At 65.2% G+C, this 25,199-nt stretch carries 23 protein-coding genes; 10 read left to right on the top strand and 13 right to left on the bottom strand.

Annotated features, from left to right (window positions below; translation table 11 throughout):
* Window position 1 precedes the first annotated feature (1 nt).
* Window positions 2-1,663: an energy-dependent translational throttle protein EttA gene (gene ettA / locus QFZ42_RS04865; protein WP_307699873.1), complete on the bottom strand. Its 1,662-nt coding sequence runs from the start codon at window positions 1,661-1,663 to the stop codon at window positions 2-4.
* Between the two features lie 299 nt (window positions 1,664-1,962).
* Here ettA and QFZ42_RS04860 point away from each other — a divergent pair, with 299 nt between their 5' ends.
* Window positions 1,963-3,765: a DEAD/DEAH box helicase gene (locus QFZ42_RS04860; RefSeq protein WP_307699872.1), complete on the top strand. Its 1,803-nt coding sequence runs from the start codon at window positions 1,963-1,965 to the stop codon at window positions 3,763-3,765.
* 78 nt (window positions 3,766-3,843) lie between these two features.
* On the opposite strand, the gene QFZ42_RS04855 is transcribed toward QFZ42_RS04860, so the two are convergent.
* Genes QFZ42_RS04855 through QFZ42_RS04840 form a run of 4 tightly spaced genes read right to left on the bottom strand, consistent with a single transcriptional unit; the run spans window position 3,844 to window position 8,309 of the window.
* Window positions 3,844-4,566 (bottom strand): hypothetical protein, encoded by a 723-nt coding sequence (locus tag QFZ42_RS04855; protein WP_307699871.1) that lies wholly within the window; start codon window positions 4,564-4,566, stop codon window positions 3,844-3,846.
* Complete coding sequence (locus QFZ42_RS04850) at window positions 4,553-6,169, bottom strand: hypothetical protein (RefSeq protein ID WP_307699870.1); 1,617 nt, start codon at window positions 6,167-6,169, stop codon at window positions 4,553-4,555. Before QFZ42_RS04850 ends, QFZ42_RS04855 begins: the two co-directional genes overlap by 14 nt.
* Window positions 6,166-7,893, bottom strand: coding sequence for an Hsp70 family protein (locus tag QFZ42_RS04845; RefSeq protein ID WP_307699869.1), 1,728 nt, complete (start codon window positions 7,891-7,893; stop codon window positions 6,166-6,168). The genes QFZ42_RS04850 and QFZ42_RS04845 overlap by 4 nt, the downstream gene beginning before the upstream one ends.
* Window positions 7,894-7,946: 53 nt before the next feature.
* The gene (locus QFZ42_RS04840) at window positions 7,947-8,309 is read right to left on the bottom strand and encodes a hypothetical protein (protein WP_307699868.1); all 363 of its coding nucleotides are present in this window, start codon (window positions 8,307-8,309) and stop codon (window positions 7,947-7,949) included.
* A 309-nt stretch (window positions 8,310-8,618) separates the two neighbouring features.
* Between QFZ42_RS04840 and QFZ42_RS04835 the strand changes: the two genes are divergently transcribed.
* Window positions 8,619-9,632: an endonuclease/exonuclease/phosphatase family protein gene (locus QFZ42_RS04835; RefSeq protein WP_307699867.1), complete on the top strand. Its 1,014-nt coding sequence runs from the start codon at window positions 8,619-8,621 to the stop codon at window positions 9,630-9,632.
* 28 nt (window positions 9,633-9,660) lie between these two features.
* Here the strand turns inward: QFZ42_RS04835 and QFZ42_RS04830 are convergent, their stop codons facing one another.
* The 5 genes from QFZ42_RS04830 to QFZ42_RS04810 form a co-directional block, all read right to left on the bottom strand.
* The gene (locus QFZ42_RS04830; protein WP_307699866.1) at window positions 9,661-10,728 is read right to left on the bottom strand and encodes an ABC transporter ATP-binding protein; all 1,068 of its coding nucleotides are present in this window, start codon (window positions 10,726-10,728) and stop codon (window positions 9,661-9,663) included.
* Window positions 10,729-10,748: 20 nt separating this feature from the next.
* The gene (locus QFZ42_RS04825; RefSeq protein WP_307699865.1) at window positions 10,749-11,600 is read right to left on the bottom strand and encodes a carbohydrate ABC transporter permease; all 852 of its coding nucleotides are present in this window, start codon (window positions 11,598-11,600) and stop codon (window positions 10,749-10,751) included.
* Window positions 11,597-12,478 (bottom strand): carbohydrate ABC transporter permease, encoded by an 882-nt coding sequence (locus tag QFZ42_RS04820; protein WP_307699864.1) that lies wholly within the window; start codon window positions 12,476-12,478, stop codon window positions 11,597-11,599. Before QFZ42_RS04820 ends, QFZ42_RS04825 begins: the two co-directional genes overlap by 4 nt.
* A 34-nt stretch (window positions 12,479-12,512) precedes the next feature.
* The gene (locus tag QFZ42_RS04815; protein WP_307699863.1) at window positions 12,513-13,901 is read right to left on the bottom strand and encodes an ABC transporter substrate-binding protein; all 1,389 of its coding nucleotides are present in this window, start codon (window positions 13,899-13,901) and stop codon (window positions 12,513-12,515) included.
* Between the two features lie 97 nt (window positions 13,902-13,998).
* Window positions 13,999-14,742: a FadR/GntR family transcriptional regulator gene (locus QFZ42_RS04810; RefSeq protein WP_307699862.1), complete on the bottom strand. Its 744-nt coding sequence runs from the start codon at window positions 14,740-14,742 to the stop codon at window positions 13,999-14,001.
* Window positions 14,743-14,894: 152 nt separating this feature from the next.
* Between QFZ42_RS04810 and QFZ42_RS04805 the strand changes: the two genes are divergently transcribed.
* The 5 genes from QFZ42_RS04805 to QFZ42_RS04785 all read left to right on the top strand — a co-directional run bounded on the left by QFZ42_RS04805 (window position 14,895) and on the right by QFZ42_RS04785 (window position 19,451).
* Window positions 14,895-16,631, top strand: coding sequence for an IlvD/Edd family dehydratase (locus QFZ42_RS04805; RefSeq protein ID WP_307699861.1), 1,737 nt, complete (start codon window positions 14,895-14,897; stop codon window positions 16,629-16,631).
* Between the two features lies 1 nt (window position 16,632).
* Window positions 16,633-17,541 (top strand): 2-dehydro-3-deoxygalactonokinase, encoded by a 909-nt coding sequence (locus QFZ42_RS04800; protein WP_307699860.1) that lies wholly within the window; start codon window positions 16,633-16,635, stop codon window positions 17,539-17,541.
* Window positions 17,538-18,179, top strand: a complete 642-nt coding sequence (locus QFZ42_RS04795) for a 2-dehydro-3-deoxy-6-phosphogalactonate aldolase (RefSeq protein WP_307699859.1) — start codon at window positions 17,538-17,540, stop codon at window positions 18,177-18,179. The genes QFZ42_RS04800 and QFZ42_RS04795 overlap by 4 nt, the downstream gene beginning before the upstream one ends.
* A 49-nt stretch (window positions 18,180-18,228) precedes the next feature.
* On the top strand, window positions 18,229-18,966 hold the full coding sequence (locus QFZ42_RS04790) for an aldolase (protein WP_307699858.1): 738 nt from the start codon (window positions 18,229-18,231) through the stop codon (window positions 18,964-18,966).
* 158 nt (window positions 18,967-19,124) lie between these two features.
* Window positions 19,125-19,451, top strand: coding sequence for a hypothetical protein (locus QFZ42_RS04785; RefSeq protein ID WP_307699857.1), 327 nt, complete (start codon window positions 19,125-19,127; stop codon window positions 19,449-19,451).
* 38 nt (window positions 19,452-19,489) lie between these two features.
* Here the strand turns inward: QFZ42_RS04785 and QFZ42_RS04780 are convergent, their stop codons facing one another.
* Genes QFZ42_RS04780 through QFZ42_RS04770 form a run of 3 tightly spaced genes read right to left on the bottom strand, consistent with a single transcriptional unit; the run spans window position 19,490 to window position 22,666 of the window.
* Window positions 19,490-20,899, bottom strand: coding sequence for an MATE family efflux transporter (locus QFZ42_RS04780; RefSeq protein WP_307699856.1), 1,410 nt, complete (start codon window positions 20,897-20,899; stop codon window positions 19,490-19,492).
* A 35-nt stretch (window positions 20,900-20,934) separates the two neighbouring features.
* Window positions 20,935-22,176, bottom strand: a complete 1,242-nt coding sequence (locus QFZ42_RS04775; protein ID WP_307699855.1) for an MFS transporter — start codon at window positions 22,174-22,176, stop codon at window positions 20,935-20,937.
* Complete coding sequence (locus QFZ42_RS04770; protein WP_307699854.1) at window positions 22,169-22,666, bottom strand: MarR family winged helix-turn-helix transcriptional regulator; 498 nt, start codon at window positions 22,664-22,666, stop codon at window positions 22,169-22,171. Before QFZ42_RS04770 ends, QFZ42_RS04775 begins: the two co-directional genes overlap by 8 nt.
* Before the next feature lie 51 nt (window positions 22,667-22,717).
* Here QFZ42_RS04770 and QFZ42_RS04765 point away from each other — a divergent pair, with 51 nt between their 5' ends.
* The 3 genes from QFZ42_RS04765 (at window position 22,718) to QFZ42_RS04755 (ending at window position 25,169) form a co-directional block, all read left to right on the top strand.
* Window positions 22,718-23,263 carry a PaaI family thioesterase gene (locus tag QFZ42_RS04765; protein ID WP_307699853.1) on the top strand — a complete coding sequence of 182 codons (546 nt, stop codon included), beginning with the start codon at window positions 22,718-22,720 and terminating at the stop codon, window positions 23,261-23,263.
* 17 nt (window positions 23,264-23,280) lie between these two features.
* The gene (locus QFZ42_RS04760) at window positions 23,281-23,973 is read left to right on the top strand and encodes a nitroreductase (protein WP_307699852.1); all 693 of its coding nucleotides are present in this window, start codon (window positions 23,281-23,283) and stop codon (window positions 23,971-23,973) included.
* Between the two features lie 134 nt (window positions 23,974-24,107).
* Window positions 24,108-25,169: a Fe(3+) ABC transporter substrate-binding protein gene (locus tag QFZ42_RS04755; protein ID WP_307699851.1), complete on the top strand. Its 1,062-nt coding sequence runs from the start codon at window positions 24,108-24,110 to the stop codon at window positions 25,167-25,169.
* Window positions 25,170-25,199 lie beyond the last annotated feature (30 nt).

Below are 25,199 nucleotides of genomic sequence, written 5' to 3'. Positions count from 1 at the left end.
CTTACTTGAGCGCCTTGTAGCGCATGCGTTTCGGCTTGGCGCCTTCTTCGCCCAGGCGCTTCTTCTTGTCGGCTTCGTACTCCTGGTAGTTGCCGTCGAAGAAGGTCCACTGGCTGTCGCCTTCGGCGGCCAGGATGTGCGTGGCGATGCGGTCGAGGAACCAGCGGTCGTGGCTGATCACCATGACCGTGCCGGCGAACTCGAGCAGCGCGTCTTCGAGGGCCCGCAGCGTTTCAACGTCGAGGTCGTTCGAGGGTTCGTCCAGCAGCAGCACGTTGCCGCCCGCGATCAGCGTCTTGGCCAGGTGCAGGCGGCCGCGTTCGCCGCCCGACAGCGTGCCGACCTTCTTCTGCTGGTCCGCGCCGTTGAAGTTGAAGCGGCCCGCGTAGGCGCGGCTCGCCATCTGGAACTTGCCGACGTTGATGATGTCGAGGCCGTTGGAAATGTCTTCCCACACGGTCTTGTTGTTGGCGAGTTCGTCGCGGTGCTGGTCGACAAAGGCCATCTTGACCGTCGAGCCGATGATGACTTCGCCGCTGTCCGGCTTCTCCTTGCCCGCGAGCAGCTTGAAGAGCGTCGACTTGCCGGCGCCGTTCGGGCCGATGATGCCGACGATTGCGCCCGGTGGCACGGTGAAGCTCAGGTTGTCGATCAGCATGCGGTCGCCGAAGGACTTGCTGACGCCGTGGAACTCGAACACCTGCTGACCCAGCCGCTCGGCCACAGGAATGAAGATTTCCTGCGTCTCGTTGCGCTTCTGGTATTCCATGTCGCTCAGCTCTTCGAAGCGGGCCAGGCGCGATTTGCTCTTGGCCTGGCGTGCCTTCGGGTTCTGGCGCGACCACTCCAGCTCCTTCTTCAGCGCCTTGGCGTGGGCTTCTTCGCTCTTCTGCTCCTGCGCCAGGCGTTCGCCCTTCTGCTCGAGCCAGGTGCTGTAGTTGCCCTTCCAGGGAATGCCGCGGCCGCGGTCCATTTCCAGGATCCACTCGGCCGCGTTGTCGAGGAAGTAGCGATCGTGGGTAATGGCCACCACGGTGCCCGTGAAGCGCTGCAGGAACACTTCGAGCCACTCCACCGATTCGGCGTCCAGGTGGTTGGTCGGCTCGTCGAGCAGCAGCATGTCGGGCTTGGACAGCAAGAGGCGGCACAGCGCCACGCGCCGCTTTTCGCCGCCCGACAGCAAGCCGATCTTCGCGTCCCACGGCGGAAGGCGGAGGGCATCGGCGGCGATTTCCAGTTGATGTTCGGAATCGGTGCCGGCGGTGGCGATGATGGCTTCGAGCTGGGCCTGCTCGGCCGCCAGCGCGTCGAAGTCGGCGTCTTCGGCACCATAGGCGATGTACACCTCTTCGAGCCGCGCCTTGGCCGCAAACACCGCGCCCATGGACTCTTCGACCGATTCGCGCACCGTGTGCTCGTTGTTGAGCTTGGGTTCCTGCTCCAGATAGCCGATCGTCATGCCCGGCATGGGCAGCGCCTCGCCCTCGAACTCCTTGTCCACACCCGCCATGATCTTGAGCAGCGTGGACTTGCCCGAGCCGTTCAGGCCGAGCACGCCGATCTTGGCGCCGGGGAAGAAAGAGAGCGAAATGTCTTTCAAGAGCTGCCGCTTGGGCGGCACGGTCTTGCTGACACGGTTCATCGAATAGACGTATTGAGCCATCTGTGAGGGTTACCTTGGGTAGCGGGGATTTCGGAAAAGTCGGAGAACAGCGCGGGCGCCTGAAGAAAGCTTTGAGGCGCGGCAAACCATGGATTATCGACTCATGCGACAATAGGCACCGTTGCCGGGTCCAGTTGCCCGCAACACCGGCTCTCTGCCGGGGACGAAGAAAGCCCTTTGACACGACGGGTTTTTCGGCTCCCACCCCTGACCTTCATCAGCCTTGACTGGCTCGGCGTTACCAAAAAACGCCAAGCGGGCCGATGCCACTGCGCCGTGTATGGCGCTTATTGTTTCCAATGAATTTTGACGAACTGAAGCTGGCTCCCGCCATCTTGAAGGCTGTGCACGAGCACGGTTACGACACCCCCACCCCCATCCAGGCGCAAGCCATTCCCGCGGTTCTCGACGGCCACGACCTGCTCGGCGGCGCCCAGACCGGCACCGGCAAGACGGCCGCCTTCACGCTGCCGATGCTGCACAAGCTCAGCACGAGCGCCCGCGCCACCAACAAGTTCGGCGGCATCGGCATCCGTGCCCTGGTGCTCACGCCCACGCGCGAACTCGCGGCGCAGGTCGAAGAGTCGGTTCGCACCTACGGCAAGTACCTGGAGCTCGACTCGACCGTCATTTTCGGCGGCGTCGGCATGAACCCGCAGATCAGCAAGCTCAAGAAGGGTGTCGACATTCTCGTGGCCACCCCGGGCCGCCTGCTCGACCTGCAGCAACAAGGCATGCTCGACCTGAGCCAGGTCCAGATGCTGATCCTCGACGAAGCCGACCGCATGCTCGACATGGGCTTCATCCATGACGTGAAGAAAATCCTCGCGCTGGTGCCCCGGGAAAAGCAGAGCTTGCTGTTCTCGGCTACCTTCAGCGACGAAATCCGAGACCTGGCGGCCACGCTGCTCAAGAACCCGCAGAGCATCCAGGTCACGCCGCGCAACACCACCGTGCAGCGCATCACCCAGGTGATCCACCCCGTGGGCCGCGGCAAGAAGAAGGCGCTGCTCGCGCACATCATCAACGAGAACAAGTGGAGCCAGGTGCTCGTGTTCACGCGCACCAAGTTCGGCGCCAACAGCGTGGCCGAGTTCCTCACCAAGAACGGCATCGAGGCGATGGCGCTGCACGGCAACAAGAGCCAGAGCGCGCGTACGCAGGCGCTGGCCGGCTTCAAGAGCGGCGACATCCGCGCGCTGGTGGCCACCGACATCGCGGCCCGCGGCATCGACATCGACGAGCTGCCGCACGTCGTGAACTACGAGATTCCGAACGTCAGCGAAGACTACGTGCACCGCATCGGCCGCACCGGCCGCGCCGGCTCGAGCGGCGAAGCCGTGAGCTTCGTCTGCCTGGACGAAGAAGGCTTCATGCAGGAAATCGAACGCTTCACGAAGCAGGCGATTCCGGTGCAGTTCGTCGAAGGCTTCGGCCCTGAAGACGGCGAACGCGCCGAGCCGATCGCCATGGGCCGCCAGACGATCTGGGGCGGTGCCGGCCGTCCGCCGAGCCGTGACGTGATGCAGGCGGCCGCCAAGGCGGCTCGCACCGAGATGCTGCAGCGCGTTCGCGAGAACAAGGCCGGCCAGGGCGGCGGCGAACGCGCCGGCGGCGGTGGCGGCAACGGCGGCGGTCAACGCCGCGGTGGCGGCCAAGGCGGCGGCGGCCAAGGCCGCAACGCCAATGGCGGCGGTCAAGGCCAAGGCCCACGCGGCCAGGGTGCCCGCCCGGCACAAGGCCGTGGACCGCAAGGCCCGGCCCGCACGCCGCACCATGCGCCCCAGCATCAACAGAACCACCTGCCGCATGACGAGCGCCAACCGCGCCATCACGGCAACAGCCACAGCCCGACGCAAGCCAACCAGGTTGCGCACCTGCGCGCCGAAGCGGTTGCGGGCGGCGATGGCCAGCCCGATCCGTTGCGCACGAGCGTCGACCACATGGGTGGCGGACGCGGTCGCGGCCGTTCGGGCGGCGGCGGTGGTGGCTACGGCGGCAATCGTTCGGGCGGCGGTGGCCGTTCGGGTGGTGGCGGTGGCTACGGCGGTGGTGGTGGTGGCAGCCGCTCCGGCGGTGGCGGCCGTTCGTTCGGCCGTTAAGCGGAACCGCGGGTAGAACACCTACCTCGCAATTGAACAAGGGCACCTCGGTGCCCTTTGTTTTTTCGAGGCCGCTTGTCAGCGCGGCGGCGCCGTGCTCGCCCGGATGTTCTTTGCGATCCTGGTTGCCAGCGCAGCCACCGCATCGTCATAGCTGCGGGTGACTTCCTGCGGCTTCGCCACCAGTTCGCTGAAGCTCCCCCAGCGGTCTCGCGCGTTCGCCGGCACGCTGCCGGAAGAATCGCCGCTGGCGTCGGCACCGTAGTAGATGGTCTCGGAGTACACGGAGTCGCCATCCTTCGCGGTCATCAAATAGGCGCTCAGGTTCACGCGCGGCACGTAGTCGGTCGAAAAGCGCGCCGAGTACATGCCGACCTCGTTGAAGTAGACATGCAGCACCGGTTCCGACGTCGGCAACTTGCCGTAATCGATGTGGTCCGGCGAAGCCGCCGGCCTGGACACGCCCTCGAGCGCCTGCGCCTGGTAACCCAGCGCGTTCAGTTGCTGCACCAGCGCCGCCGTCATCTTCGGCCCCATGTCTTTGCGAACGGCCTCCATGCGCTCGTTGAATTCAGAACCCTTCACACGATCGGCAATCGATTGCCACAGCACGCCGAGCGGGACGCCCTTGTTCTCGGTGTGAAGCTTGTTGATCGGCGCCACGGGGATCACCATGATGCGGGTGACGATGGGGAGTTCGGGCGCAGTGGTGGGCCTGGAGCCGCAGCCTGCGACCAACAAGGTGATGGCAAAGGCAAAGGCCAGCGACGTACGGTGAGATTGAGTGCTATGGAATTTCATGGTCAAGTTGGTTGGTTCTGCATGCCGACCACGGATATTTCGAACCGATCGTTGCTCTGACTGTGGCAACGTCGATCGGGCGAGCCGGCCCTACCAGGTCTTTCAAGCGATAGCGCGCCTTTTGCACGCCACCTTCGGGTACGGGCCAAGCGTCCGTGTGCTCGAGGAACGTATAAAGCGCGGGACCGGGATCCTGGTAGGACTTGGTGCCACTGTCGCGGCAGCGCGCCGCCGTCTCGATCAGCCGCCTGGCAGCGAGCTCATCACCTTCCGCCAGCCAGTTCGCGGTGGTCAGAAAAGATCCCAGGCCTTCGCAACTGCCGCCCTCGAGCGGACCAAAGCTCCGGCCATCGTCCAGGTTGAGCCGGATCGTTGCGTAGGGCATGAGCACGTAATAAGACATGGCGCCATGGTCCAGGCCGCTCATGCGGGGAACCAAGCGGTTCGCAATCGCCGTCACTACCAAGAGGCCTTCTTTGTCTGCACAGCTTTCCGGGGGCACCTGAGCCGCACACTTTTGCAGGGTTCCAACGGAGGACAGCGCGATGTTCTTCCAGCTGGTCCCTTGAGCAGCCGCAAACGCGCGCTGGCATTCGGCGGAAGCTTGGCGAGCTTCTCCCTTGGTGACACTCGACGACACCAGTGCAAAGATTCCTAGTGCGACCGGAACAATCAGCAAGGTAACTGCTGTGCGCCAAACGGTACTCGACCGCAGCAACTGGTAAAGACCGCGCTTCAATCGCTCGATAAGCGGTGCATGCGCATGGGCCTGCGCCCACCGCTCCAGGTGCCCCGGTGGGAATAGCACGGAGCCGAGCGGCGTGTGTGCATTGATCTCTTGCTCCGGCTTCCATAACTTCAACGCGCCAGCGGCCGTGGGCTCTCCGGCAAGTAGCAGCATCCGCTGAAGCCGCGCCTGGGAGGTCTGGCTGACTTCATCGAGCACCGCATTCATGATGGAGCCAGAGAACCCCATGCGCGAAAGATGCCTTGCGCCATCAACGCGCCAACCGAAAACTTCGGCCGCAGCAAGAAGCAGCGCGCCATTGCAAGCCCGAAACTGTCGTACCCGCAGCGCTTCCACGAGCAAAACCTCGAAGGCATCTCGCCGGGCCAACGAGGTCATTGCGTCGGTTTCGACGATTCCCCGGAGCACCATGATCGCTGCAGCTACGTTGTCGGACGCAAAGGTTGCCGAGCGTTTCAATTGGTCGAGGAGCCCTTCTGGCGCAAAGGCATCCGGCAATGGTGATTCCGATTCGAAGACGTATGGCTCGTCGTCATCGAAAGCTGCTTCGGCGGTTCCCTCCGGTGCCGCACTCGCCATAGGGCTTGGGTTCACCGATTCGAATCGATCGAAGCTCTCGCCGGGAACGGGGTCGGGTACATCCCCTGCCTGCGGCGCAAAATCCGTTGATCCCCGTGCGCCTTCGATGGCCAGTGCCTGTTCGTAGTCCTGCCGCAGTTGTGCAAAGCGTTCGGGTTGCGTGGCAATATCAAGCAGCTTGAGTGCCTTTGCATAGGCGCGCTTGATGGATCGCACGTCAGCATCGGCAGGCAAGCCGAGGCGGGCAAAGCAGCCCGTCAGATCGGCGGCGTTCATTGCTCTTCGTCCAGCAGAAATCTATCTTTTTCCACCGTGGCGACGAGCATCTCGAGCTGCGTGCGCGCCGGCGCGATACTCCGCTCTTCTTGGGTATTGAGCGCCACTTCGAAGCGGCTGATGGCATCGGCAAGATGCTCACGCGCCTGCCCCAACAGTTGTTGATGCAAACGTTCAGCGCGCGCAAGAAGCGTGCGGGTTTCCAGCTTCTCACGCGGATGAATCTTGAGTTGTCTCAGCGCGGCAAGTCGCATGGAAATCTCTTCGGGGGAGAGCCGATCCGTCGAGTTCTCGATCACGAGTTGCCGCGGTGCACCGGCAGGCCGGTCATCCTTCACGGGCGTTGCTTCGACTTCGAGCAGCCCGCTCGCGTCATAGGTAAAGCGCACATCGGCTCCCACCTCCCCCATTCGCCCCTTCGGCATCTCGAGATCGAACTGCCCCAACAGGATGTTGTCCTGGACGCGTCGTGCCTCACCTTGATAAACCACGATCCGCAACAGGTTCTGGAAGTCGGCCACCGGATAGAAACGCTGCACCCGACTGGCAGGAATGACCGTGTTGCGGTCCAAAATTGGCGCCATGAAACCAGGGGCGAGGCGCCCGTCGCCAAAGTGGCGCGAAGTTTCGATGCCCAACGTGTAGGGGCAGACGTCGGTCAACACGCGCTCGGAAAGCGCCGCATCGTTCATCTTCAGACCCGCTTGAACAGCTGCGCCCATTGCGACGACTTCGTCCGGGTTGATCGCCGTCTCCGGGAATCTGCCGAACATCCGCGCCACGAGTTGCCGCACCGAACGCAACCGCGTGCTGCCGCCTGCAAGCACGATGGCCTCGAGTTCGCTGGCGCGAATCTTGGCATCGCGCAATGCTCGTTCGATGGGTGCACGAAGCCGCTCCAACAAAGGAGCAATCACCGTCGCCAAAGTATCGGCGGTCAACTCCATGGTGTACTCCTGCCGCTGCGCCGTAACGGAGATCGTGACGCTTTCGCGTGTCTCCAGCGCGCGTTTGGCCGCCTCGGCACGCGCGCCAATCTGGGCTCGCAGCGTGGCATTGTTGGAGAGCTTCTCCGGCAGTTTGGTATGCGCAATGAAGGCACTCACCAGCAGCGAGTCCACGTCTTCGCCACCGAGATGGTTGTCGCCCGCCGTTGCTCGAACCTCCATTACGCCATCGAACATTTCGAGAATTGAAACATCGAAGGTTCCGCCACCGAGGTCAAACACCAGGAACTGCGTTTCGCTGTCCCGTTGATTGAGACCGTATGCCAATGCCGCTGCCGTGGGCTCATTGAGCAGGCTGACCTGTGTGAAGCCGGCCAGGGCACCTGCAGATCGCGTGGCCTGGCGCTGTGCGTCGGAAAAGTACGCTGGCACCGTGATGACAGCGTCATGCACCATTTCTCCGAGAAAGGCCTCGGCGTCGGCCTTGAGCGAGCGGAGGACCAGCGACGAAAGCTCTTCGGCGCGAAAACGCCGCGCTGCGAGATCGAACTGCTTGGCGGTGCCCATGGCGCGCTTGAATGCCGCCACGGTGCGCGATGGGTGGCTCTGCAAACGTTCGCGCGCCGCCCGTCCGACAAGAATGCTTTCGTCCTCGTCGATGCTCACGACCGACGGCGTCAGAAATTCGCCGAGCGCATTGGGAACAAGTTGGGCGCGCCCATCGCGCCAGATGGCCACCAGGCTGTGAGTGGTCCCAAGGTCAACTCCGATGATCATCGTTTGCCGATCTTTTTTCTGCAGTGGTGTGTGAAGAACCGGAAGCTTCGGCTTCAGAGCTTCCCGCTGTCGGCGGGGTTGTGCACGATCTGGATCAGCACGTCGGGCGTGTAAGACCTGGTACGCGAGATCTCGGCAATTTCTCCGCCGGCCGTGCCGGCAAAGACCAGCACGCCTTGGCCTTTGTAGGCAAGGTAATGGCGCCACCGGTCGGTGCCGTTGTAGGTGGGGATCCAAGCCTTGCCGGTGTTCCGGACGGTTTCGGCGTTGGGTTTGCCCGCGATCTTGATGACTTCCGCGTAGCTCATGCTCGGCCGAAGCTGAGCGAAGGTGGTGCCGGGCACCGGCTGGCCGACCACGGTGCGCTCCTCGTCTTCCTGGGCTGCGACGAGCGCGCGGCGACCAGGTTCGTACAAGGGGGCAGATTGACAAGCGGCAAGCGCAGCGCATGCCAGCAAGACAGCACTGCTCGTTCGAATCTTCATCTTTGGTTTCCTCCCGTTGGGTGTTTGGCGCGGACCATAGGCGTCCGCGGTGCGGACAAAAAGAGTCCGCAGCATCGAATTGTCGTTTTACGAATCTGGACACAAATGGTGCGGGAGCACAAATTCAGCACATTTCTCGCGCCTTTTGTCAGCTACGCCACAAAGCAGCCCCGCCCTCTCCTTGCTCGTTAATACCAAAGCGTGCGCTCGGCCGTCGCCAGGGGGACACAATCGCGGTCCATGCAATACATACCGCCCAACTACGCCACGCTTTTCGTCGCGACCTGCAACCTGCTGAATCTCGCAAATCCGCACCGCGTGTACTACGAGAACCAGGATGCGTATGACGAGCGCGAATACGAACGCAAGATCGGCTGGATCGGCGAGCGCATTCACGCGCTCAACGCCGACGTGCTTGCGGTGCAAGAGGTCTGGGACGAGAGTGCGCTGAAGGCCGCGATTGCGCGCAGCGGCCTGCGCTATGACTTCGTCGCGGTGCCGGGCGCCGAGAACACGCCGCCGCACAACGGCGCGCAGGGCACGCCGCGGGTGGGCATCGCCACGCGGCTGCCGGTGGACCACAGCCAATCCTTTGTCGACTTTCCGGCGGGTTTCGGCATCGACGTGCCGGGCCTGGGCCCGCATACGCGCTTCGAGCGCCCGCCTTTTCTGGTCACGCTGCGCATGAAGCACGGCCAGCAGGTGCATGTTCTGACAGCGCACCTCAAGTCCAAGCGGCCGAAATTCCTGCAGGACGCGCAAGGCAACCCCCTCGAAGACCGGGAGGACCGCAAGGTCGGCGCGATGGCTTCGCTGCGCTCGCTGGTCATGCGGGGCGTCGAAGCGGCGGCCCTGCGCTGCATCGTGATCGACCTGCTGCAGGGTACGAACACGCCGCTGGTGGTGATGGGCGACTTCAACGACGAGCCGCACAGCGTCACCACGCAACTGGTGGCCGCCACCTCCGAGGTGGCCTACGACAAGGCCGCGCGCGACGTGGCGCTGTTCAATGCGTACGAGATGCAGGGCGAGTCGGCGCTCAAGAAAGATGTGGCCTATTCGCACATCCATCAGGGCTTTCCGGCCGTGCTCGACCAGATCTTCGTGAGCGAGGAGTTCGTGGCGACGAGCCGGCGCAGCCTGGGCGACGTGCGCCGGGTCGATTACTTCAACGACCACCTGCACGAAGGGCGCGACCGCTCGCGCTCGGACCACGGCTTCGTGCGGGCGCTGCTACGGCTGCGCACCGACTGAGCCGGAAGGAAGCTCAGTTCAGCTCAGCTCAGGGCATGCGCCGGCCGCTCTGGCGGTCGAACAGGTGCACGCGGTCGGCATCGATGGCCAGGCCCACGGTCTGGTCGGGCTGCGCATCGACACGGCCGTGCACCGCCAGGACCAGCTTCGCTTCGCCGACCTGCACCAGCAGTTCGGTTTCGGCGCCCGTGGGCTCGACCACGATAACCTGCGCATTGACGCCGCTGCCCCCGCCCAGCGTGATGTCGCCAGGGCGGATGCCGTAGTGCACCGGCTGGCCGTCGGGTGCCGAGGTGCCCGGCGGCACGGGCCAACGCGCGCCGTGCGCCTCGACGTGGCATTCGGTGCCCGAGCGCCGCACCGTGCCCTCGATCACGTTCATCGACGGCGAGCCGATGAACTGTGCGACAAACAGGTTGTCGGGACGGTCGTACAGGTCGAGCGGCGTGCCGATCTGCTCGACGATGCCGTCGTGCATCACCACGATGCGGTCGGCCATGGTCATGGCTTCGATCTGGTCGTGCGTCACGTAGACCGTGGTGGTCTTGAGGCGCTGGTGCAGCGCCTTGATCTCGGCCCGCATGGCCACGCGCAACTTGGCGTCGAGGTTGGACAGCGGCTCGTCGAACAAGAAGACCTTCGGGTCGCGCACGATGGCGCGCCCCATGGCCACGCGCTGGCGCTGCCCCCCCGACAGTTCGCGCGGGTAGCGTCCGAGCAGTGCGTCGAGGTTGAGGATCTTCGCGGCCCGCGACACGCGTTCGTCGGTCACCGACTTCTCGGCGTTGCGCAGGCGCAGGCTGAAGCCCATGTTCTCGCCCACGGTCATGTGCGGGTAGAGCGCATAGCTCTGGAACACCATGGCGATGTCGCGGTCCTTCGACTCGAGGTCGTTGACCACGCGGCTGTCGATCATGATCTCGCCGCCGCTGATGTCTTCGAGGCCCGCGAGCATGCGCAGCAGGGTCGACTTGCCGCAGCCCGAAGGCCCGACCAGCACGACGAATTCGCCGTCGGTGATGTCGAAGCTCAGGCCCTGGATGATCTGGACCTTGCCGAAGGATTTCTGGATATTGCGAAAAGATACGGATGCCATTTTTTTATTCCCAGGTTCGCTCAGCTCTTGACGGCACCAGCGGTGAGTCCGCCCACCATGTAGCGCTTGAAGGCGTAGTAGATCGCCGCGGGCGGCAATGCGTAGATGAGGCCGGTGGCCATCAGCAGCTCCCACGGCGAATCGTCGGCCGAGAGGAAGTTGCCGAGCGCCACCGCCAGCGTCACGCTCCTGTCGTTCGACAGCAGCAGGAAGGCGTAGAGGTATTCGTTCCACGCCAGCAGCAGCGAATAGGTGCCCACCGCCACCAGCGACGGCACCATCAGCGGCAGGTACACGAGGCGGAACAGTTGCAGCGGCGAGGCGCCGTCCATGCGGGCGGCTTCGTCGAGCTCGTAGGGCAGCTTGTCCGACGCCTGCTTCAGCACCCAGATGCAGTACGGCGAGGCGATGGTCACCATCGCGAGGATCAGCGCCCACTGGCTGTTGAGCAGGCCGTAGTTGCCCATGGTCTTGTACATGGGCACCGCGAGGAAGGCCGCGGGAATGAAGTAGGTGAAGAGCGCCAGGTTCATCACCGTGCGCCCGCCACGCACGCGCAGCCGGCTGATCGCGAACGCGGCCGTGGTCGCGACGAACAGCGTGAGCGCGCCGACCGACAACGCGATCAGGAGCGAGTTCCACAGCTGCAGCCAGAAGTGGTCGAGGTAGAAGTGCTTCTGCTGGAACACGATGCGGAAGTTGTCCAGCGTCGGGTTCTTGGGCCACAGGTGGCCCGAGGTCGCGGAGTCTTTCGACGAGATCGCGAACAGCACCATGTGGTAGACCGGGATCAGCGTCCACAGCAGCACCGGAATGCCGATCAGCAGCAGCTTGGCCTCGGTCGCTATGGCCTTGGGGGTCCAGGACTTCATTTCGAGAGCCTCTTCATCATGAAGTACACGAGCGGTAGCACGAGTGGCAGCGCCACCACGATGGATGCCATCGACAGATCGACCTGGTCGAGCCGCAGGTAGCGGATGCCCAGCGTCGCAAGCACATGCGTGAGGTCGGCAGGTCCGCCGCCGGTCAGCAGGTAGACGCTGTTGAAGTCACCCAGCGTCCAGATCATCGAGAGGATCAGCGACGTGATGTAGAGCGTCTTCAGCGCGGGCCAGCTCACGAAGCGGAATTTCTGCCACGACGAGGCGCCGTCGACCGAGGCGGCTTCGTACTGCTCCGTGGGAATGGCCAGCCGGCCAGCCACGAGGATGAGCGTCCAGAACGGCAGCGACTTCCAGATGTGCACGATCATCGCGAAGGCCAGCGCCAGCGAAGGGTCGTTCAGCCAGTTGGGACCATCGGCACCGGTGAGGCGGAAGATGGTGCTGTTGATCACGCCCCACTCGGGGTTGAGCATGAAGCGGATCGACAGGATGGTGGGAATCGAGGGCATCGCCCATGGCAGGATGAAGATCGCCGAGACGATCTTGATCCACCAGCGCGATGTCACGAAGAAGCCCGAGAGCACGAGTGCCACGAGCATCTTGATGTTGATCGCCACGACCAGGAAGATGGCCGTGTTGATCACCGAGCGGAAGAAGATCGGGTCTTCGACCAGCTTCACGTAGCTTTGCGGATGGCGGGCGAGCCACAGCCCGTAGCCCACCGGGTACAGCACGAAGACCACGAACACCAGCAGGTAGGGCACGACCATCACCGCGCCCCAGAACTGCCAGCGCGCATGCCGCGCTCCAAGATTGACGAGAGGCGCCGGCAGCGGCGCGGCGGTGGCGGTGGCGGTGGAGCTCATGCGAGTCAGCCCGGTGAGTGGTTGCTATGGCGGCTTACTGGGCCGCCACCGTCTTGATGCGCGCGATCATCTCGTCCACGGCCTTGTCCACCGGAACCTTGTCGGTCACGATGCGGCTCATGGCCTTGGCCCAGACGTTCTCGTTGTTGAGCACGGTGAACTTGTAGTTCTTGGTGAATTCGAAGGTCACGGTGCCGGCGGCGTACTGGTTGTAGACCGAGAGGCGGTGCGGATCGGCCTTCCAGAAGTCACGCTGCTGCCCGGTCTTGGTCACGGGGAACCAGCGGCCCAGCGAACCCTCGACGTACGGCGTGAGGTTTTCCTCCTGCAGCAGGAAGGCCACGAACTCCTTGGCGCGCGCCTTGTTCTTGGCGTCCTTGAACACCACACCGGTCTTCACCGCGCTGCGATAGACCATCTTGCTGCCGTCGGGCTTGCTCGGAAAGCCGGCCGTGCGGATGCGCTCGGTGTAGTTCTTGCGCGCTTCCTCGCGCTGTTCAGGCGTGAGCGAGGCGTTGTTCGAATCGTCGAGCCACTTGGCGGCAATGGAGATGGTCGCGTTGTGCGTCATCAGCGTGGTCTTGTTGTGGAACGCGACGTTGTTGTCCGGGTCCTTCCAGCTGGTGGAAGAAGGCGGCGTGCAGCCCTTGGTGTAAGGCGCGGTGTAGTCGGTCAGCGCACCAATCAGGCCGGCGCGCACCTTCGGGTCGTCGACCAGCAGCTTGCCGTTGTCGTCCACCAGCTTGACGTTGTAGGCGTCCATGAAGGTCAGGAACGAATAGAAGGAGTCGCTGGAGTCCACGCCCATCGGCATGCCGATGCCGAAGGTGCGCTTGCCGCTTTCCTTGCGGCTGGCGGGCTGTGCCTTTTCGCACCAGAACGACCAGTATTCCTTCCAGGTGCCCGGAATGTCCGATTCCTTCAAGCCCGCTTCCGTCAGCATGTCGCGCCAGTACTCGATGTGCATCGTCTGCTGCTTGATCGGGAAGGCGTAATAGGCCTTGCTCTTGGTCTGGTCGTTATAGAGGTAGGTGGTCTCGAGCGTGTTGGGCGCGAAGCGGTCCTTCATCGGCGTGAGCACGCTGCTGATGTCTTCGAGCTTGCCGTCGTAGGCCCACTTGCCCGTGACCTGGAAGTCGTACACGTCGGCGTACGCCACGTCGGGCGGGCTGCCCGAGTCGAGCGCGGACACGGTCTTGGGGATCATGTCCTGGATCGGGTACTGCGACAGTTCGATCTTCACGTTCTTGTTCTTCTCTTCGAACTTCTTGATGGCGGCGAACAGCGCTTCGTCCTCCGCCTTGTAGAAGCCCTTGACCCACCAGACAGTGAGCTTGTCCTGGGCGGCGGCAGGGCCCGCGGACGCCAGCAACCCCAGCGCGAACAATGTCGGCGCAATCAGCGACTTCACGGCTACTTTCATGGTGTCTCCTTCTTCTTGACGGAAATGCTCGGTATGCGAGCGTGGGTGAAAAAAATGGTCGAAATACAGGCCGGTGCCGGGAGCATTCGGCCCGCAGCTACGTGGCCTTGAGCCTCGGAGGCGGCCGGCTGAGCCTGGGCAGGCGCCGGCGCGAACCGAGCACGTCCTCGATGTCTTGCCGCGCGCCGTCGATCAGGCGGATCACCGCGCGCTCGGCCTTGGCCGGATCGTGCGCAATCACCGCATCGAGCACCGCGCGGTGCAGCGGCAGCGAGAGCGCGGGGCCATCGGCCTTGGTGGTCGATATCTCGAAGCTGGTGCGCAGCAGCGCGCTGAGTGCCTTGCTCATCTGCGCCAGCATGCGGTTGCGCGCGGCGCTCAACAGGCCGTTGTGGAAGCGCAGGTCGAAGGTGACGTAGTCGCCACCGTTCTCCACGGCCTCTTTCATGCCGGCGAAGGCGCGCTCTATTTCCTCGATGTCTTGCGGGCTGGCCCGTTCCGCCGCGAGCCGCACAGCCGCCGGCTCCACCACGCGACGCAGATCCTGCAGGTCGCGCAGGAACTCGGGCGTGAGGCCGGCGCGCGACTGCCAGGTGATGACGTCGGGGTCGAACCAGTTCCACTTGTCCTGCGGCAGCACGCGCGTGCCGACCTTCGGTCCCGTCACGATCAGGCCCTTGGCCGCGAGCGACTTGATGGCTTCCCGCACCACGGTGCGGCTCACGCCCAGCTCCTCACCCAGGATGGGCTCGGCCGGTATCGACGCACCTATGGCATACCGACCGGCCACGACCGCTTCGCCGAGCAACTCGAGCGTGCGACCGTGGATGTTTTTGATCATGTATGTAATATGAAATTTGGTATCTCGACGCTCGAAAACACTAAGGGTCTCGGCGTGTTGATCGCGCTTATCATATGATGATTGAAATGGCCGTTCGGCAGGACAAACCCTGAGGTTTGAGGCGTAAGCGGTCGTAAACGGAGACAAGACCGATGAGCACTTCCCCCAAGAAAAAGCCCGGCGAATTGCGCAGCCAGCAATGGTTCGGCCGCAATGACCGCGACGGTTTCATCTACCGCAGCTGGATGAAAGGCAAGGGCGTGCCGCACGACCAGTTCGACGGTCGTCCGGTCATCGGCATCTGCAACACCTTCAGCGAACTCACGCCCTGCAATTCGCACTTCCGCACGCTCGCCGAGCAGGTGAAGATCGGCGTGTACGAAGCGGGCGGCTTTCCCGTCGAGTTTCCGGTGATGTCGCTCGGCGAAACGCTGCTGCGTCCCACCGCCATGCTGTACCGCAACCTCGCGAGCATGGACGTGGAAGAGAGCATTCGCGGCAACCCGCTCGACGGCGTAGTGCTGCTCATGGGCTGCGACAAGACCACGCCCGCGCTCATGATGGGTGCGGCCAGTGTCGACCTGCCGACCATCGGGGTCTCGGGCGGCCCGATGCTCTCGGGCAAATGGCGCGGGCAGGAACTGGGCTCGGGCACCGGCGTGTGGCAGATGAGCGAGCAGGTGCGCGCCGGCACGCTCAAGCTGCAGGACTTCTTCGAGGCCGAGAGCTGCATGCACCGCAGCCACGGCCACTGCATGACGATGGGCACCGCGAGCACCATGGCCTGTATGGTCGAATCGCTCGGTATCGGCCTGCCCGGCAATGCGGCCTGTCCCGCCGTCGACGGCCGCCGCAACGTGCTCGCGCGCATGGCCGGTCGGCGCATCGTCGACATGGTGCATGAAGACCTCGTCATGTCGAAGATCCTCACGCGCGAGGCCATCGAGAACGCCATCAAGGTCAATGCGGCCATCGGCGGCTCGACCAACCTCGTGATTCACCTGCTGGCCATTGCGGGACGCATCGGTGTCGACCTGTCGCTCGACGACTTCGACCGGCTCGCTTCCGAACTGCCCTGCCTGGTCGACCTGCAGCCTTCGGGCCGCTTCCTGATGGAAGACTTCTGCTACGCGGGCGGCCTGCCGGTGGTCATCAAGGAAATTGCCGAGCACCTGCACAAGGACGCGATCACCGCCAACGGCCAGACGCTGTGGGACAACGTGAAGGACGCCGAGAACTACAACCCGCAGGTGATCCGCCCGCTCGCCGAGCCCTTCAAGGACAAGGCCGGCATCTGCGTGCTGCGCGGCAATCTCGCGCCCAACGGCGCCATCATCAAGCCGAGCGCCGCCACGCCCGAGCTGCTGGTGCACAAGGGCCGCGCAGTGGTGTTCGAGAACGCCGACGATCTGCACAAGCGCATCGACGACGAGGACCTCGACATCGACGAGCACTGCGTCATGGTGCTGAAGAACTGCGGCCCGCGCGGCTACCCGGGCATGGCCGAGTCGGGCAACATGCCGCTGCCGCCGAAGGTGCTGCGCAAGGGCATCACGGACATGGTCCGCATCAGCGATGCGCGCATGAGCGGCACTGCCTACGGCACGGTGGTGCTGCACACGGCGCCCGAAGCCGCCGCAGGCGGTCCGCTCGCGCTGGTGCAGGACGGCGATATCGTCGAACTCGACGTGCCCAACCGCAAGCTGCATCTGCACGTGAGCGACGAGGAGCTCGCGCGCCGCCTCGAGAAATGGGTCGCACCCAAGGCGCCGCTCGACTCGGGCTACTGGAAGCTCTATGTCGACACGGTGCTGCAGGCCGACCAGGGGGCCGACCTCGCGTTCCTGCGCGGGCGCCGCGGGGCCTTCGTGCCGCGCGACAATCACTAGGATGACAAGACTTGTAGCAATCGACTGGGGCACGAGCTCCCTGCGCGGCGCGTTGCTCGACGCCGGCGGGAAGATGCTCGAAGAGCGCAGCGACGCGCGCGGCATTCTCAAAGTGCCGGCGGGCGGCTTCCCCGCCGTCTTCGAAGCCTTGTTCGGCGACTGGATGCGGCTCGAAGGCGCGCGCTGTCTGATCTCCGGCATGGCCGGCAGCAAGCAGGGCTGGATCGAGGCGCCGTATTGCGCCTGCCCGGCGGGCCGCGTCGAAGTGGGCCGCAAGATCATCGACATCGACGTGCTGCCGGGCTCGCGCATTGCCATCGTGCCGGGCCTCAGCGACGAGCATGACGGCGTTCCCGATGTCATGCGCGGCGAAGAGGTGCAGATCTTCGGCGCCATGGCTTTGATGAATGTCGACGAAGGCGTCTTCGTGCTGCCGGGCACGCACAACAAGTGGGCCACGGTCAAGAAGGGCCGCGTCACGGGCTTTCGCACCTTCATGACCGGCGAGTTCTATGCGCTGCTGAGCCAGCACTCGATTCTGGCGCGCACGCTCGACGCCGATGCACCGCTCGACGAGGCAGCCTTCGTGCAGGGCGTTACCCGTGCCGACAACGGCCAGGGCCTGCTGCACAACGCCTTCGGCGCGCGCACGCTGGCGCTGTTCGAACGCATGCCCGTGCAGGAGCTCGCCAGCTATCTCTCGGGCCTCTTGATCGGCGAAGAACTGCGCACGCAGTCGCTGCATGCGTTCGGCGAAGTGGTGCTGATCGGCTCCCCCGCGCTGACGCAGCGCTACACGCTCGCGCTCAGCGCCACCGGCACCGCCACGCGCACGCTCGGCGCCGAAGCCACCTGGGCCGGACTGCATGCGCTGTCCGGTTTTCTCGACACAGACAGAACGCTCCCATGACGACTCCCCAAGAAAAATTCGAAGCCGCAATGCGCGAGCTGCCGCTGGTCGCCATCCTGCGCGGGCTCACGCCCCCCGAGGCCGCCGACGTAGGCGATGCCATCGTCGAGTCCGGCTTCCGGCTGCTCGAAGTGCCGCTCAATTCGCCCAAGCCCTATGCCAGCATCACGCTGATGCGCACGCGGTTTCCGCAAGCGCTGGTGGGTGCCGGCACGGTGCTCGACGTGCAGCAGGTGCGCTACGTGCATTCGGCCGGCGGCGAGCTGATCGTGTCGCCCAACTTCAATGCCGAGGTCATCGCCGAAGCCGTGCGGCTCGGCATGGTCTGCCTGCCCGGCGTGATGACGCCGACCGAAGCCTTCGGCGCACTCGCCGCCGGCGCGACCGGGCTCAAGCTCTTTCCGGCCGAACTGGCATCGCCCGCGGTGGTGAAGGCGCTGCTCGCCGTGTTGCCCGCCGGCACGCCGCTGATGCCCGTGGGCGGTATCACGCCGGCCAACATGGCCGAGTGGCGCGCGGCTGGCGCGTCCGGCTTCGGCATCGGCTCCGCGCTGTACAAGCCCGGCAAGCAAGCGTGGGAGGTGCGCGCCGATGCCCAGAAATTCGTTGCAGCCTATGCAGGCGCAACCCGCGCCTGAGCGCATTTTTTCTAGTCACATCCATCCACACATCCACGAGGTCCTGTCGATGTCCGCAGATTCAGACTACGCCAGCCCCGCCGTGCGCAAGTTGCGCGAAGACCTCGCGCTTGCACTGCGCGCCGCCGCGCACCACGGCCTGTCCGAAGGGGTCTGCAACCACTTCAGCGTGATGCTGCCCGGTGCGCAGGACCGCTACCTGATCAATCCGCGCGGCCTGCACTGGAGCGAGATCGGGCCCGACGACATCGTGCTGATCGACGTGCACGGCGACGTGCTTGCCGGCCGCCACCGGGTGGAGCCGACCGCGCTGTTCATTCATGGCGCGGTGCACCGCCTGACCGGCCGCGCCGTCGTGCTGCATTGCCACATGCCGTATGCCACCGCGCTCACGCTCACGGCCGATCGCGCGCTCGACCCCACGCTGAGCCAGAACGCGATGCGCTACATGAACCGCATCGCGATCGACGCGGTGTACAACGGGCTCGCGCTCGACAATGCCGAGGGCGAGCGCATCGCGCGCGCCATGGAAGGAAAGGACGTGGCCTTCCTCGCGAACCACGGCGTGATCGTGGTGGGCGCCACCATTGCGCATGCCTACGACGATCTCTACTACCTGGAACGCGCAAGCCTGCACCAGGTCATTGCGCAGTCGACCGGACGCCCGCTGGTTCCCGTCGATGCCAAGCTGGCGGCGCTCGCCGCGGCGCAGATCCAGGGCGAACGCGAACAGTCGGACCTGTTTTTCGAGGCGCTCCGGCGGATGCTGCCTCCGCCGCACGGCTGACGTCCGTTCGGCTGGTTTCGGATCCGGCGCAAGGCGCCTAGGATGGCGGAACGGCTGCGCAGCGGCTTACAGCTCTTCATCGGATTTCGCTCCAGCCTTACACAGCGTTCACATGGAGCCACGACGATAGGGCTTCCAACCACTCCATTGGAGTTGCCATGAAAAAGCTCATCTTCGCAATCAGCGCCGCAGCCCTGCTCTCGCTGGCCGCCCTCAGCGCTCCGGCGCAAGCCCAGACCGGCGGCCGCTTCATCCAGGCGCAGGTGTATGTCGTGCCCGCGCCGCCGCCCCCGCGCCATCACTACTATGCGCCGCCGCCTCCGCGCCACCACTACTACGGCCCGGGCTACCACCGCGGCCATGATCGCTACGAAGACCGCCGGCATCGCCATTGGGAAGAACGCCGCTACGGCCGCAGGGACTACGATGGTGACGGCGTGCCCAATCGCTATGACCGCCGGCCCAACAATCCCTACCGCTATTGATTTCGCGCGATAGGCCTTGCCTGAGCTGAAAGCCGGCCTCAGGCTTGCGCCGCCACGCGCCGCAGCAGATTGGTGGGCGAGCGTGGCCAGCCCACACGGCCGAACCATGCGCCGCCTGCGATCGCCGACGCGATGACGATGCCGTACACCACGAGCGCCACGCCTTGCGCGGCAAATACGCCGGTCAGCCCGCCGCCCCAGCGCAACGCCAGCCCACCGCCGATGCCGGCGACGGCGAGCCGCGCGATGTTGCCGAGCACGGGCCACAGCAAGCGCCCCGCCCCTTGCGAGGCAAAGTACAGCACCAGGCCAACACCGAAGAAACCATAAAGCGGCCCCACCACGCGCAAGTAATGGGCGCCCGTTTCGAGCATGGCGGGGTCATTGCCGAACAGCAGCAGCCAAGGCCGCGGAAACAGGGCCGCGGCGAGCCCGATGGTTTCGGTCAGTGCAAACGCCAGCGCGGCACCCGCCCATGTGGCGCGCAGCGCGCGTTCGCGCTGCCCGGCCCCCATGCAGGTGCCGACCATCGCAACCAGCGGCGCGCCAAGGCCGAACACCAGCGGCACCAGCAGGTATTCGAGCCGCGACGCGGTGCCATAGCCTGCCAGTGCGCCTGAACCGAAATGACCGGTCAGTGCCGTGGCGATGCCGATCGACAGATTGGTTGCTACGGTCGACACCGCACCCACGAGCCCGATGCCCAGGATGTTGCGGAACAGCGGCCAGCGCAGCTTCAGCGCGGCGAGCGTCGGGCGCAGCAGGCTGCGTGGCGAGCGCAGGTAGACGATGAGCGCCACCGAGCCCAGCAGGTAATACAGCAGCAGCGCCATCGCGCCGCCCGCAATGCCCATGCCCGGCAGCGGCCCCCAGCCGAAGATCAGCAATGGCGAAGTGGGAATGAGGAACACCACGCCTGCCACCGTCACGTTCGCCGGTACCGCCATGTTGCCGGTGCCGCGGATGATGGCCGACAGCGAGTTGAAGAGCCACACCAGCACCGCGCCCGCAAACACCCAGTTCGAATACGTCAGCGCCGCCTCGAGCGAGGCGCCGGTGCCGCCCATGATGCCGTACAGCCAGCGCCCGCCCGCCAGCAGCGCGAGCGAGAAGAGCAAGCCGAAGCCGATGGCGATGACCACCGCGTGCCACACCAGTGCGTCGGCATCATCGCGGCGGCGTGCACCCAGGGCCCGCGCAATGGACGAGGCAATGCCGCCGCCCATCGCGCCGCTCGACGTCATCTGCATCAGCATGACGATGGGGAACACCAGGGCCATGCCTGCGAGCGCCTCGGTACCCAGCTTGCCGACGAAGTAGGTTTCGATGAGCCCGACGGAAGCCTGCGCCAGCATCACGAGCACGTTGGGCGCCGCCAGGCGCAGCAGCGTAGGCACGATCGGCGCTTCGAGCAGCAGCCGCGTGCGCGGATCGAGTTCCTGGCTCATTCACCGGCCTCCGTGCCGTGCAGCCCGGTGCGTGCTCATGCCGCCGCCAGCTTCGTCGAACGCACGAGCCGCGCTTCGCGGATGGGCAGGTGCACCAGCGCGGCGCCGGCGGCGAGCGCGATGTCGATGTACCAGACGATGTCGTAGCTGCCCGTGGCCTGGAAGACGTAGCCGCCCAGGAACGCGCCGAGGAAGCCGCCGACCTGGTGCGCCAGCATCACGATGCCGAACAGCATCGCCATGTTGGCCGGCCCGAACATCTTGGCGACGAGGCCGGCGGTCGGCGGCACGGTCGACAGGAAGGTCACGCCCAGCACGGCGGCGAACACCAGCATGACCGCGGTCGTCTTCGGCGCCAGCAGGAACACCAGCACGGCGATGGCGCGCGTGGCATAGACCAGCGACAGCAGCGACTTCATGCGCCAGCGCCCCACGGCCCAGCCCATGGCAAGGCTGCCGACGATGTTGAAGAGCCCGATCATCGCGAGCGCCCAGCCACCGACTTCCGCCGGCAACCCGCAGGCCGCGACGACGCCGGGCAAGTGCGTGGCAAGGAAGGCCACGTGGAAGCCGCAGACCAGGAAGCCCAGGCTCAGGTAGCGGTAGCTGGGCGTCGCGAGCGCCTGGCCGATGGCTTGGCGTGCGCTCAGCGGCTTCGTGCCCGATGCGGCCGCCGAGGCCGCGGCCATCGCGTTCGAATTGCCCTTGAGCACCCACGCGGCCGGCAGCGCCAGCAGCACCAGCACGCCGAGCCACTGCATGGCGCCGGCCCAGCCCACGGCCGCCGTCAGGCCGACCGCGATCGGCGCCATCGCGAACTGCCCGAACGAGCCGCCGGCATTCACCATGCCGGTGGCCAGGCCACGCTTGTTCGCCGGCACCAGGCGGGTGGTCGCGGCCATCAACACCGAAGGGCCCGCCATGCCGGCGCCGCCGGCGGCGAGCACGCCAATGGCGAAGATCAGGCCCGCCGTGCTTGTCATGAGCGGCGTGATCAGCGTGCCGACGGCCACCAGCAGCACCCCGATGACCACCACGCGCCCGGCGCCGATGCGGTCGGCCGCGGCACCCGCGAAGGGCTGCGTGAGCCCCCACCAGAGCTGCCCGAACGCGAACGCGAGGCTGATGCTGCCGATGCCGAGCGCAGTCGAGGTGTTGAGCGCCGAGAGGAACAGGCCCATCGTCTGGCGCACGCCCATCGTGAGCGCGAAAGCGCCGGCGGCTGCGAGCAGCACGAGCCAGAGCGCATGGCGCCGGACAGAGGTTTCTTCATTCATCGAGGGCTCCTGTTTGGTCTTCCGGTTGTCCATCGCCCAGCCCTGCGCGCTGCAGCAATTCCAGGCTTTCGTCGAGAAGGGCATGCAGCGCCAGCACGCGCTCCGTGCCGAGAATGTCGTTGAGCGCCAGCTGCGCGCCGTGCCACAGGCGCTGCGCCTCGGCCCGCTTGTCGCGGCCCGCGTCGGTGATCGCCAGCATGCGGCTGCGCGCATCGGGCCCCTCGGTCTGCACCAGGAAGCCCGCCGCCAGCAGCGGCTTGAGATTGCGCGTGAGCGTGGAGGCGTCGACGTTCATCTCGCGCGCGAGGTCGACCGGGCGCAGCGGGCCGAAATGCAGCACGTGCGAGAGCAGTGAATACTGCGTGGTCTTGAGCCCGCTGGGCGCAACGTGCGCGTCATAGAAACGCGACGCCAGCCTAGAGAGCCGGCGCAGGCGGAAATTGGTACATCCTTGGGGCTTCAGCTGAGCAGGCTTCAGAGCGGTGTTCATGTTTTTATTGTAGCTACAATAATTGTACCTACAACTATCTGGAGTTATTCCATGACCGCCCCCTCTGCCATCGACGCCTGGATCGCCGAAGAACGCCAGGTGGTCGAGCGTCTTGAAGCCGGCCCCGGCCCGGGACTCGCCCGCCCCGAACAGATCGCAGGCAAGACCGGGCTCGAAATGATGCTGGCGATGCTGAACGCTGAAATTCCCTATGCGGCGATCGCCAAGACGCTCGACTTCACGCTTCTGTCGGTGAGCCCCGGCGTGGCCGTGTTCCAGGGCACACCGCTGCCGCGGCACCTGAACCCGCTCGGCACGATCCATGGCGGCTGGGTTGCCACGCTGCTCGATTCGGCACTGGGTTGCTCGGTCCACACGATGATGCCGGCCGGCCGCGCCTACACGACCGCCGAACTCAGCGTGAACTACGTGAAGGGGCTCACGCCCAAGGTGCAGCGGGTCCGCGCAGAGGGCAAGGTGATCCATTGCGGCCGGCAGCTCGCCACGGCCGAGGCGCGGCTCTTCGGGCCCGACGGCACGCTGTACGCGCACGCCACGACGACCTGCCTGGTGTTCGAGGTTCCTTCGGCGCGTTGAGCAGTGGAGCCGTAGCCATGCCTTCCACGCCCCTCGACCCTTCGCTCGCACCGGCTTTCAAGACTCTTCTTGCCGAGCGGTACAGCTGCCGGGCCTACCTGGCAGAGCCCGTCGCACGCCAGACCATCGACGCCATCCTGGAGCTGGCACAGCGCACCGCCTCGTGGTGCAACTCGCAGCCGTGGCAGGTGATCGTCGCCAGTGCCGCCGCCACCGGGCGGCTGCGCCAGGCCTTCGACACGGAGGAAGCCGTAGCCGACGCTGCGTTCGACATTGCGCCACCCGCGGAATACCGCGGCGTGTACCGCGAGCGCCGCCGGGAATGCGGCTTTCAGCTCTACGAGAGTGTCGGCATTGCACGCGGCGACCGCGAGGCATCGGAACGGCAGGCGCGGGAAAACTTCAAGTTCTTCGGGGCGCCGCATGTGGCCCTCATCACCACCGAGGCGCTGCTCGGCACCTACGGCGCACTGGATTGCGGCGCCTATGTCAGCAACTTCATGCTGGCGGCGCGCAGCCTGGGCGTGGCCAGCATCGCGCAGGCCGCCGTTGCGTCGCGCTCGAGGTTCCTGCACCGCTGGTTCGAGATTCCGGACGACCGCCAGATCGTCTGCGGCATTTCTTTCGGCTACGAGGATCCATCGCACCCGGCCAATCGGTTCCGCACGTCGCGCGCCGTGCCGGATCAGGTTTGCCGATGGGTGGATTAGGGCTTCGATAGTCCTTCGCCGCGTAAGTGCAAGGATATAAAAGCCGCCCCAAGGGCAGTGATAATGATTCTCATCGTCACCATCACGGTTGCGATGAAATCCCACAACACGTCTCTGCACCTGGAGGATCCTTCATGACCGACCGCCTCGGCGTTCAAGGCCGCGCCGCCCGCGCATTGCTCGGCGTCTCCGCCGCCTGGCTGGCCGCTGCCGCCCTGCCTGCTTACGCCGCCAACGACGAACTCACGCTCTATACGACGCGTGAAGCCGCGTTGATTCAACCGTTGATCACGGCCTTCAGCACGCAGAGCAACATCAAGGTCAACACGGTGTTCGTGAAGGACGGCCTGCTGGAGCGCGTCAAGGCCGAAGGCGTGCGCTCGCCGGCCGACGTGCTGATGACGGTGGACATCGGCAACCTGATGGACCTGGTGGACGGCGGCGCGACGCAGCCGGTGAAATCGGCCGCACTCGAATCGGCCATCCCCGCCAACCTGCGCGGCGCCGACGGGCAGTGGTTCGCGCTCTCGCTGCGTGCGCGCGTGCTCTACGCCGACAAGAATCAGCCGCTCACCAGCTTCCGCTATGAGGACCTGGCCAACCCGAAGTGGAAGGGCAAGGTTTGCATCCGCGCGGGCCAGCACCCCTACAACACGGCACTCGTCGCCTCGATGATCGCGCATGACGGCGAGGCCAAGACCGAACAATGGCTGCGCGGCGTCAAGGCCAATCTGGCCCGCAAGGCCACGGGCGGCGACCGCGACGTGGCGCGCGACATCCTCGGCGGCATCTGCGACATCGGCTTGGCCAACTCGTACTACGTCGGCCAGATGAAGAGCGCTTCGGCCGGTACCGACGCGCGCAAGTGGGGCGATGCCATCAAGGTGGTTCGCCCGACTTTCGCCAACGCGAAGAGCGGCGGCACGCACGTCAACATCAGCGGCGCGGCGGTGGCAAAGAACGCGCCGCAGCGCGCCAATGCGGTCAAGCTGCTCGAGTTCCTGGTGTCGGAGCCGGCGCAGGCGCTGTATGCCCAGACCAACTACGAATACCCCGTGCGCAAGGGCGTGGCGCTCGATCCGATCATCGGCGAGACCATCGGCGAGCTGAAGGTCGACCCGCTGCCGCTCACCGAGATTGCCAAGTACCGCAAGCAAGCCAGTGCGCTTGTCGACAAGGTCGGCTTCGACCAGTGATCGACATGGCCGGGCACGCCTTGGCGGTGC

The sequence above is a fragment of the Variovorax paradoxus genome, from assembly GCF_030815855.1.
GTDB classification, from domain to species: Bacteria; Pseudomonadota; Gammaproteobacteria; order Burkholderiales; family Burkholderiaceae_C; genus Variovorax; species Variovorax paradoxus_M.
Note: the sequence above shows the minus strand (reverse complement) of the source record. Positions and strands in the feature narration are given on the sequence as shown.

What these genes read in the sequence shown, in the direction of transcription:
- QFZ42_RS04815 (WP_307699863.1), bottom strand. Translation starts at nt 13,901, where the DNA reads ATGAAAGTAGCCGTGAAGTCGCTGATTGCGCCGACATTGTTCGCGCTG.
- QFZ42_RS04820 (WP_307699864.1), bottom strand. Translation starts at nt 12,478, where the DNA reads ATGAGCTCCACCGCCACCGCCACCGCCGCGCCGCTGCCGGCGCCTCTC.
- QFZ42_RS04755 (WP_307699851.1), top strand. Translation starts at nt 24,108, where the DNA reads ATGACCGACCGCCTCGGCGTTCAAGGCCGCGCCGCCCGCGCATTGCTC.
- QFZ42_RS04825 (WP_307699865.1), bottom strand. Translation starts at nt 11,600, where the DNA reads ATGAAGTCCTGGACCCCCAAGGCCATAGCGACCGAGGCCAAGCTGCTG.
- QFZ42_RS04775 (WP_307699855.1), bottom strand. Translation starts at nt 22,176, where the DNA reads ATGAATGAAGAAACCTCTGTCCGGCGCCATGCGCTCTGGCTCGTGCTG.
- QFZ42_RS04770 (WP_307699854.1), bottom strand. Translation starts at nt 22,666, where the DNA reads ATGAACACCGCTCTGAAGCCTGCTCAGCTGAAGCCCCAAGGATGTACC.
- QFZ42_RS04765 (WP_307699853.1), top strand. Translation starts at nt 22,718, where the DNA reads ATGACCGCCCCCTCTGCCATCGACGCCTGGATCGCCGAAGAACGCCAG.
- QFZ42_RS04855 (WP_307699871.1), bottom strand. Translation starts at nt 4,566, where the DNA reads ATGAAATTCCATAGCACTCAATCTCACCGTACGTCGCTGGCCTTTGCC.
- QFZ42_RS04760 (WP_307699852.1), top strand. Translation starts at nt 23,281, where the DNA reads ATGCCTTCCACGCCCCTCGACCCTTCGCTCGCACCGGCTTTCAAGACT.
- QFZ42_RS04795 (WP_307699859.1), top strand. Translation starts at nt 17,538, where the DNA reads ATGACGACTCCCCAAGAAAAATTCGAAGCCGCAATGCGCGAGCTGCCG.
- QFZ42_RS04860 (WP_307699872.1), top strand. Translation starts at nt 1,963, where the DNA reads ATGAATTTTGACGAACTGAAGCTGGCTCCCGCCATCTTGAAGGCTGTG.
- QFZ42_RS04785 (WP_307699857.1), top strand. Translation starts at nt 19,125, where the DNA reads ATGAAAAAGCTCATCTTCGCAATCAGCGCCGCAGCCCTGCTCTCGCTG.
- QFZ42_RS04800 (WP_307699860.1), top strand. Translation starts at nt 16,633, where the DNA reads ATGACAAGACTTGTAGCAATCGACTGGGGCACGAGCTCCCTGCGCGGC.
- ettA (WP_307699873.1), bottom strand. Translation starts at nt 1,663, where the DNA reads ATGGCTCAATACGTCTATTCGATGAACCGTGTCAGCAAGACCGTGCCG.
- QFZ42_RS04850 (WP_307699870.1), bottom strand. Translation starts at nt 6,169, where the DNA reads ATGAACGCCGCCGATCTGACGGGCTGCTTTGCCCGCCTCGGCTTGCCT.
- QFZ42_RS04845 (WP_307699869.1), bottom strand. Translation starts at nt 7,893, where the DNA reads ATGATCATCGGAGTTGACCTTGGGACCACTCACAGCCTGGTGGCCATC.
- QFZ42_RS04830 (WP_307699866.1), bottom strand. Translation starts at nt 10,728, where the DNA reads ATGGCATCCGTATCTTTTCGCAATATCCAGAAATCCTTCGGCAAGGTC.
- QFZ42_RS04805 (WP_307699861.1), top strand. Translation starts at nt 14,895, where the DNA reads ATGAGCACTTCCCCCAAGAAAAAGCCCGGCGAATTGCGCAGCCAGCAA.
- QFZ42_RS04810 (WP_307699862.1), bottom strand. Translation starts at nt 14,742, where the DNA reads ATGATCAAAAACATCCACGGTCGCACGCTCGAGTTGCTCGGCGAAGCG.
- QFZ42_RS04790 (WP_307699858.1), top strand. Translation starts at nt 18,229, where the DNA reads ATGTCCGCAGATTCAGACTACGCCAGCCCCGCCGTGCGCAAGTTGCGC.
- QFZ42_RS04835 (WP_307699867.1), top strand. Translation starts at nt 8,619, where the DNA reads ATGCAATACATACCGCCCAACTACGCCACGCTTTTCGTCGCGACCTGC.
- QFZ42_RS04780 (WP_307699856.1), bottom strand. Translation starts at nt 20,899, where the DNA reads ATGAGCCAGGAACTCGATCCGCGCACGCGGCTGCTGCTCGAAGCGCCG.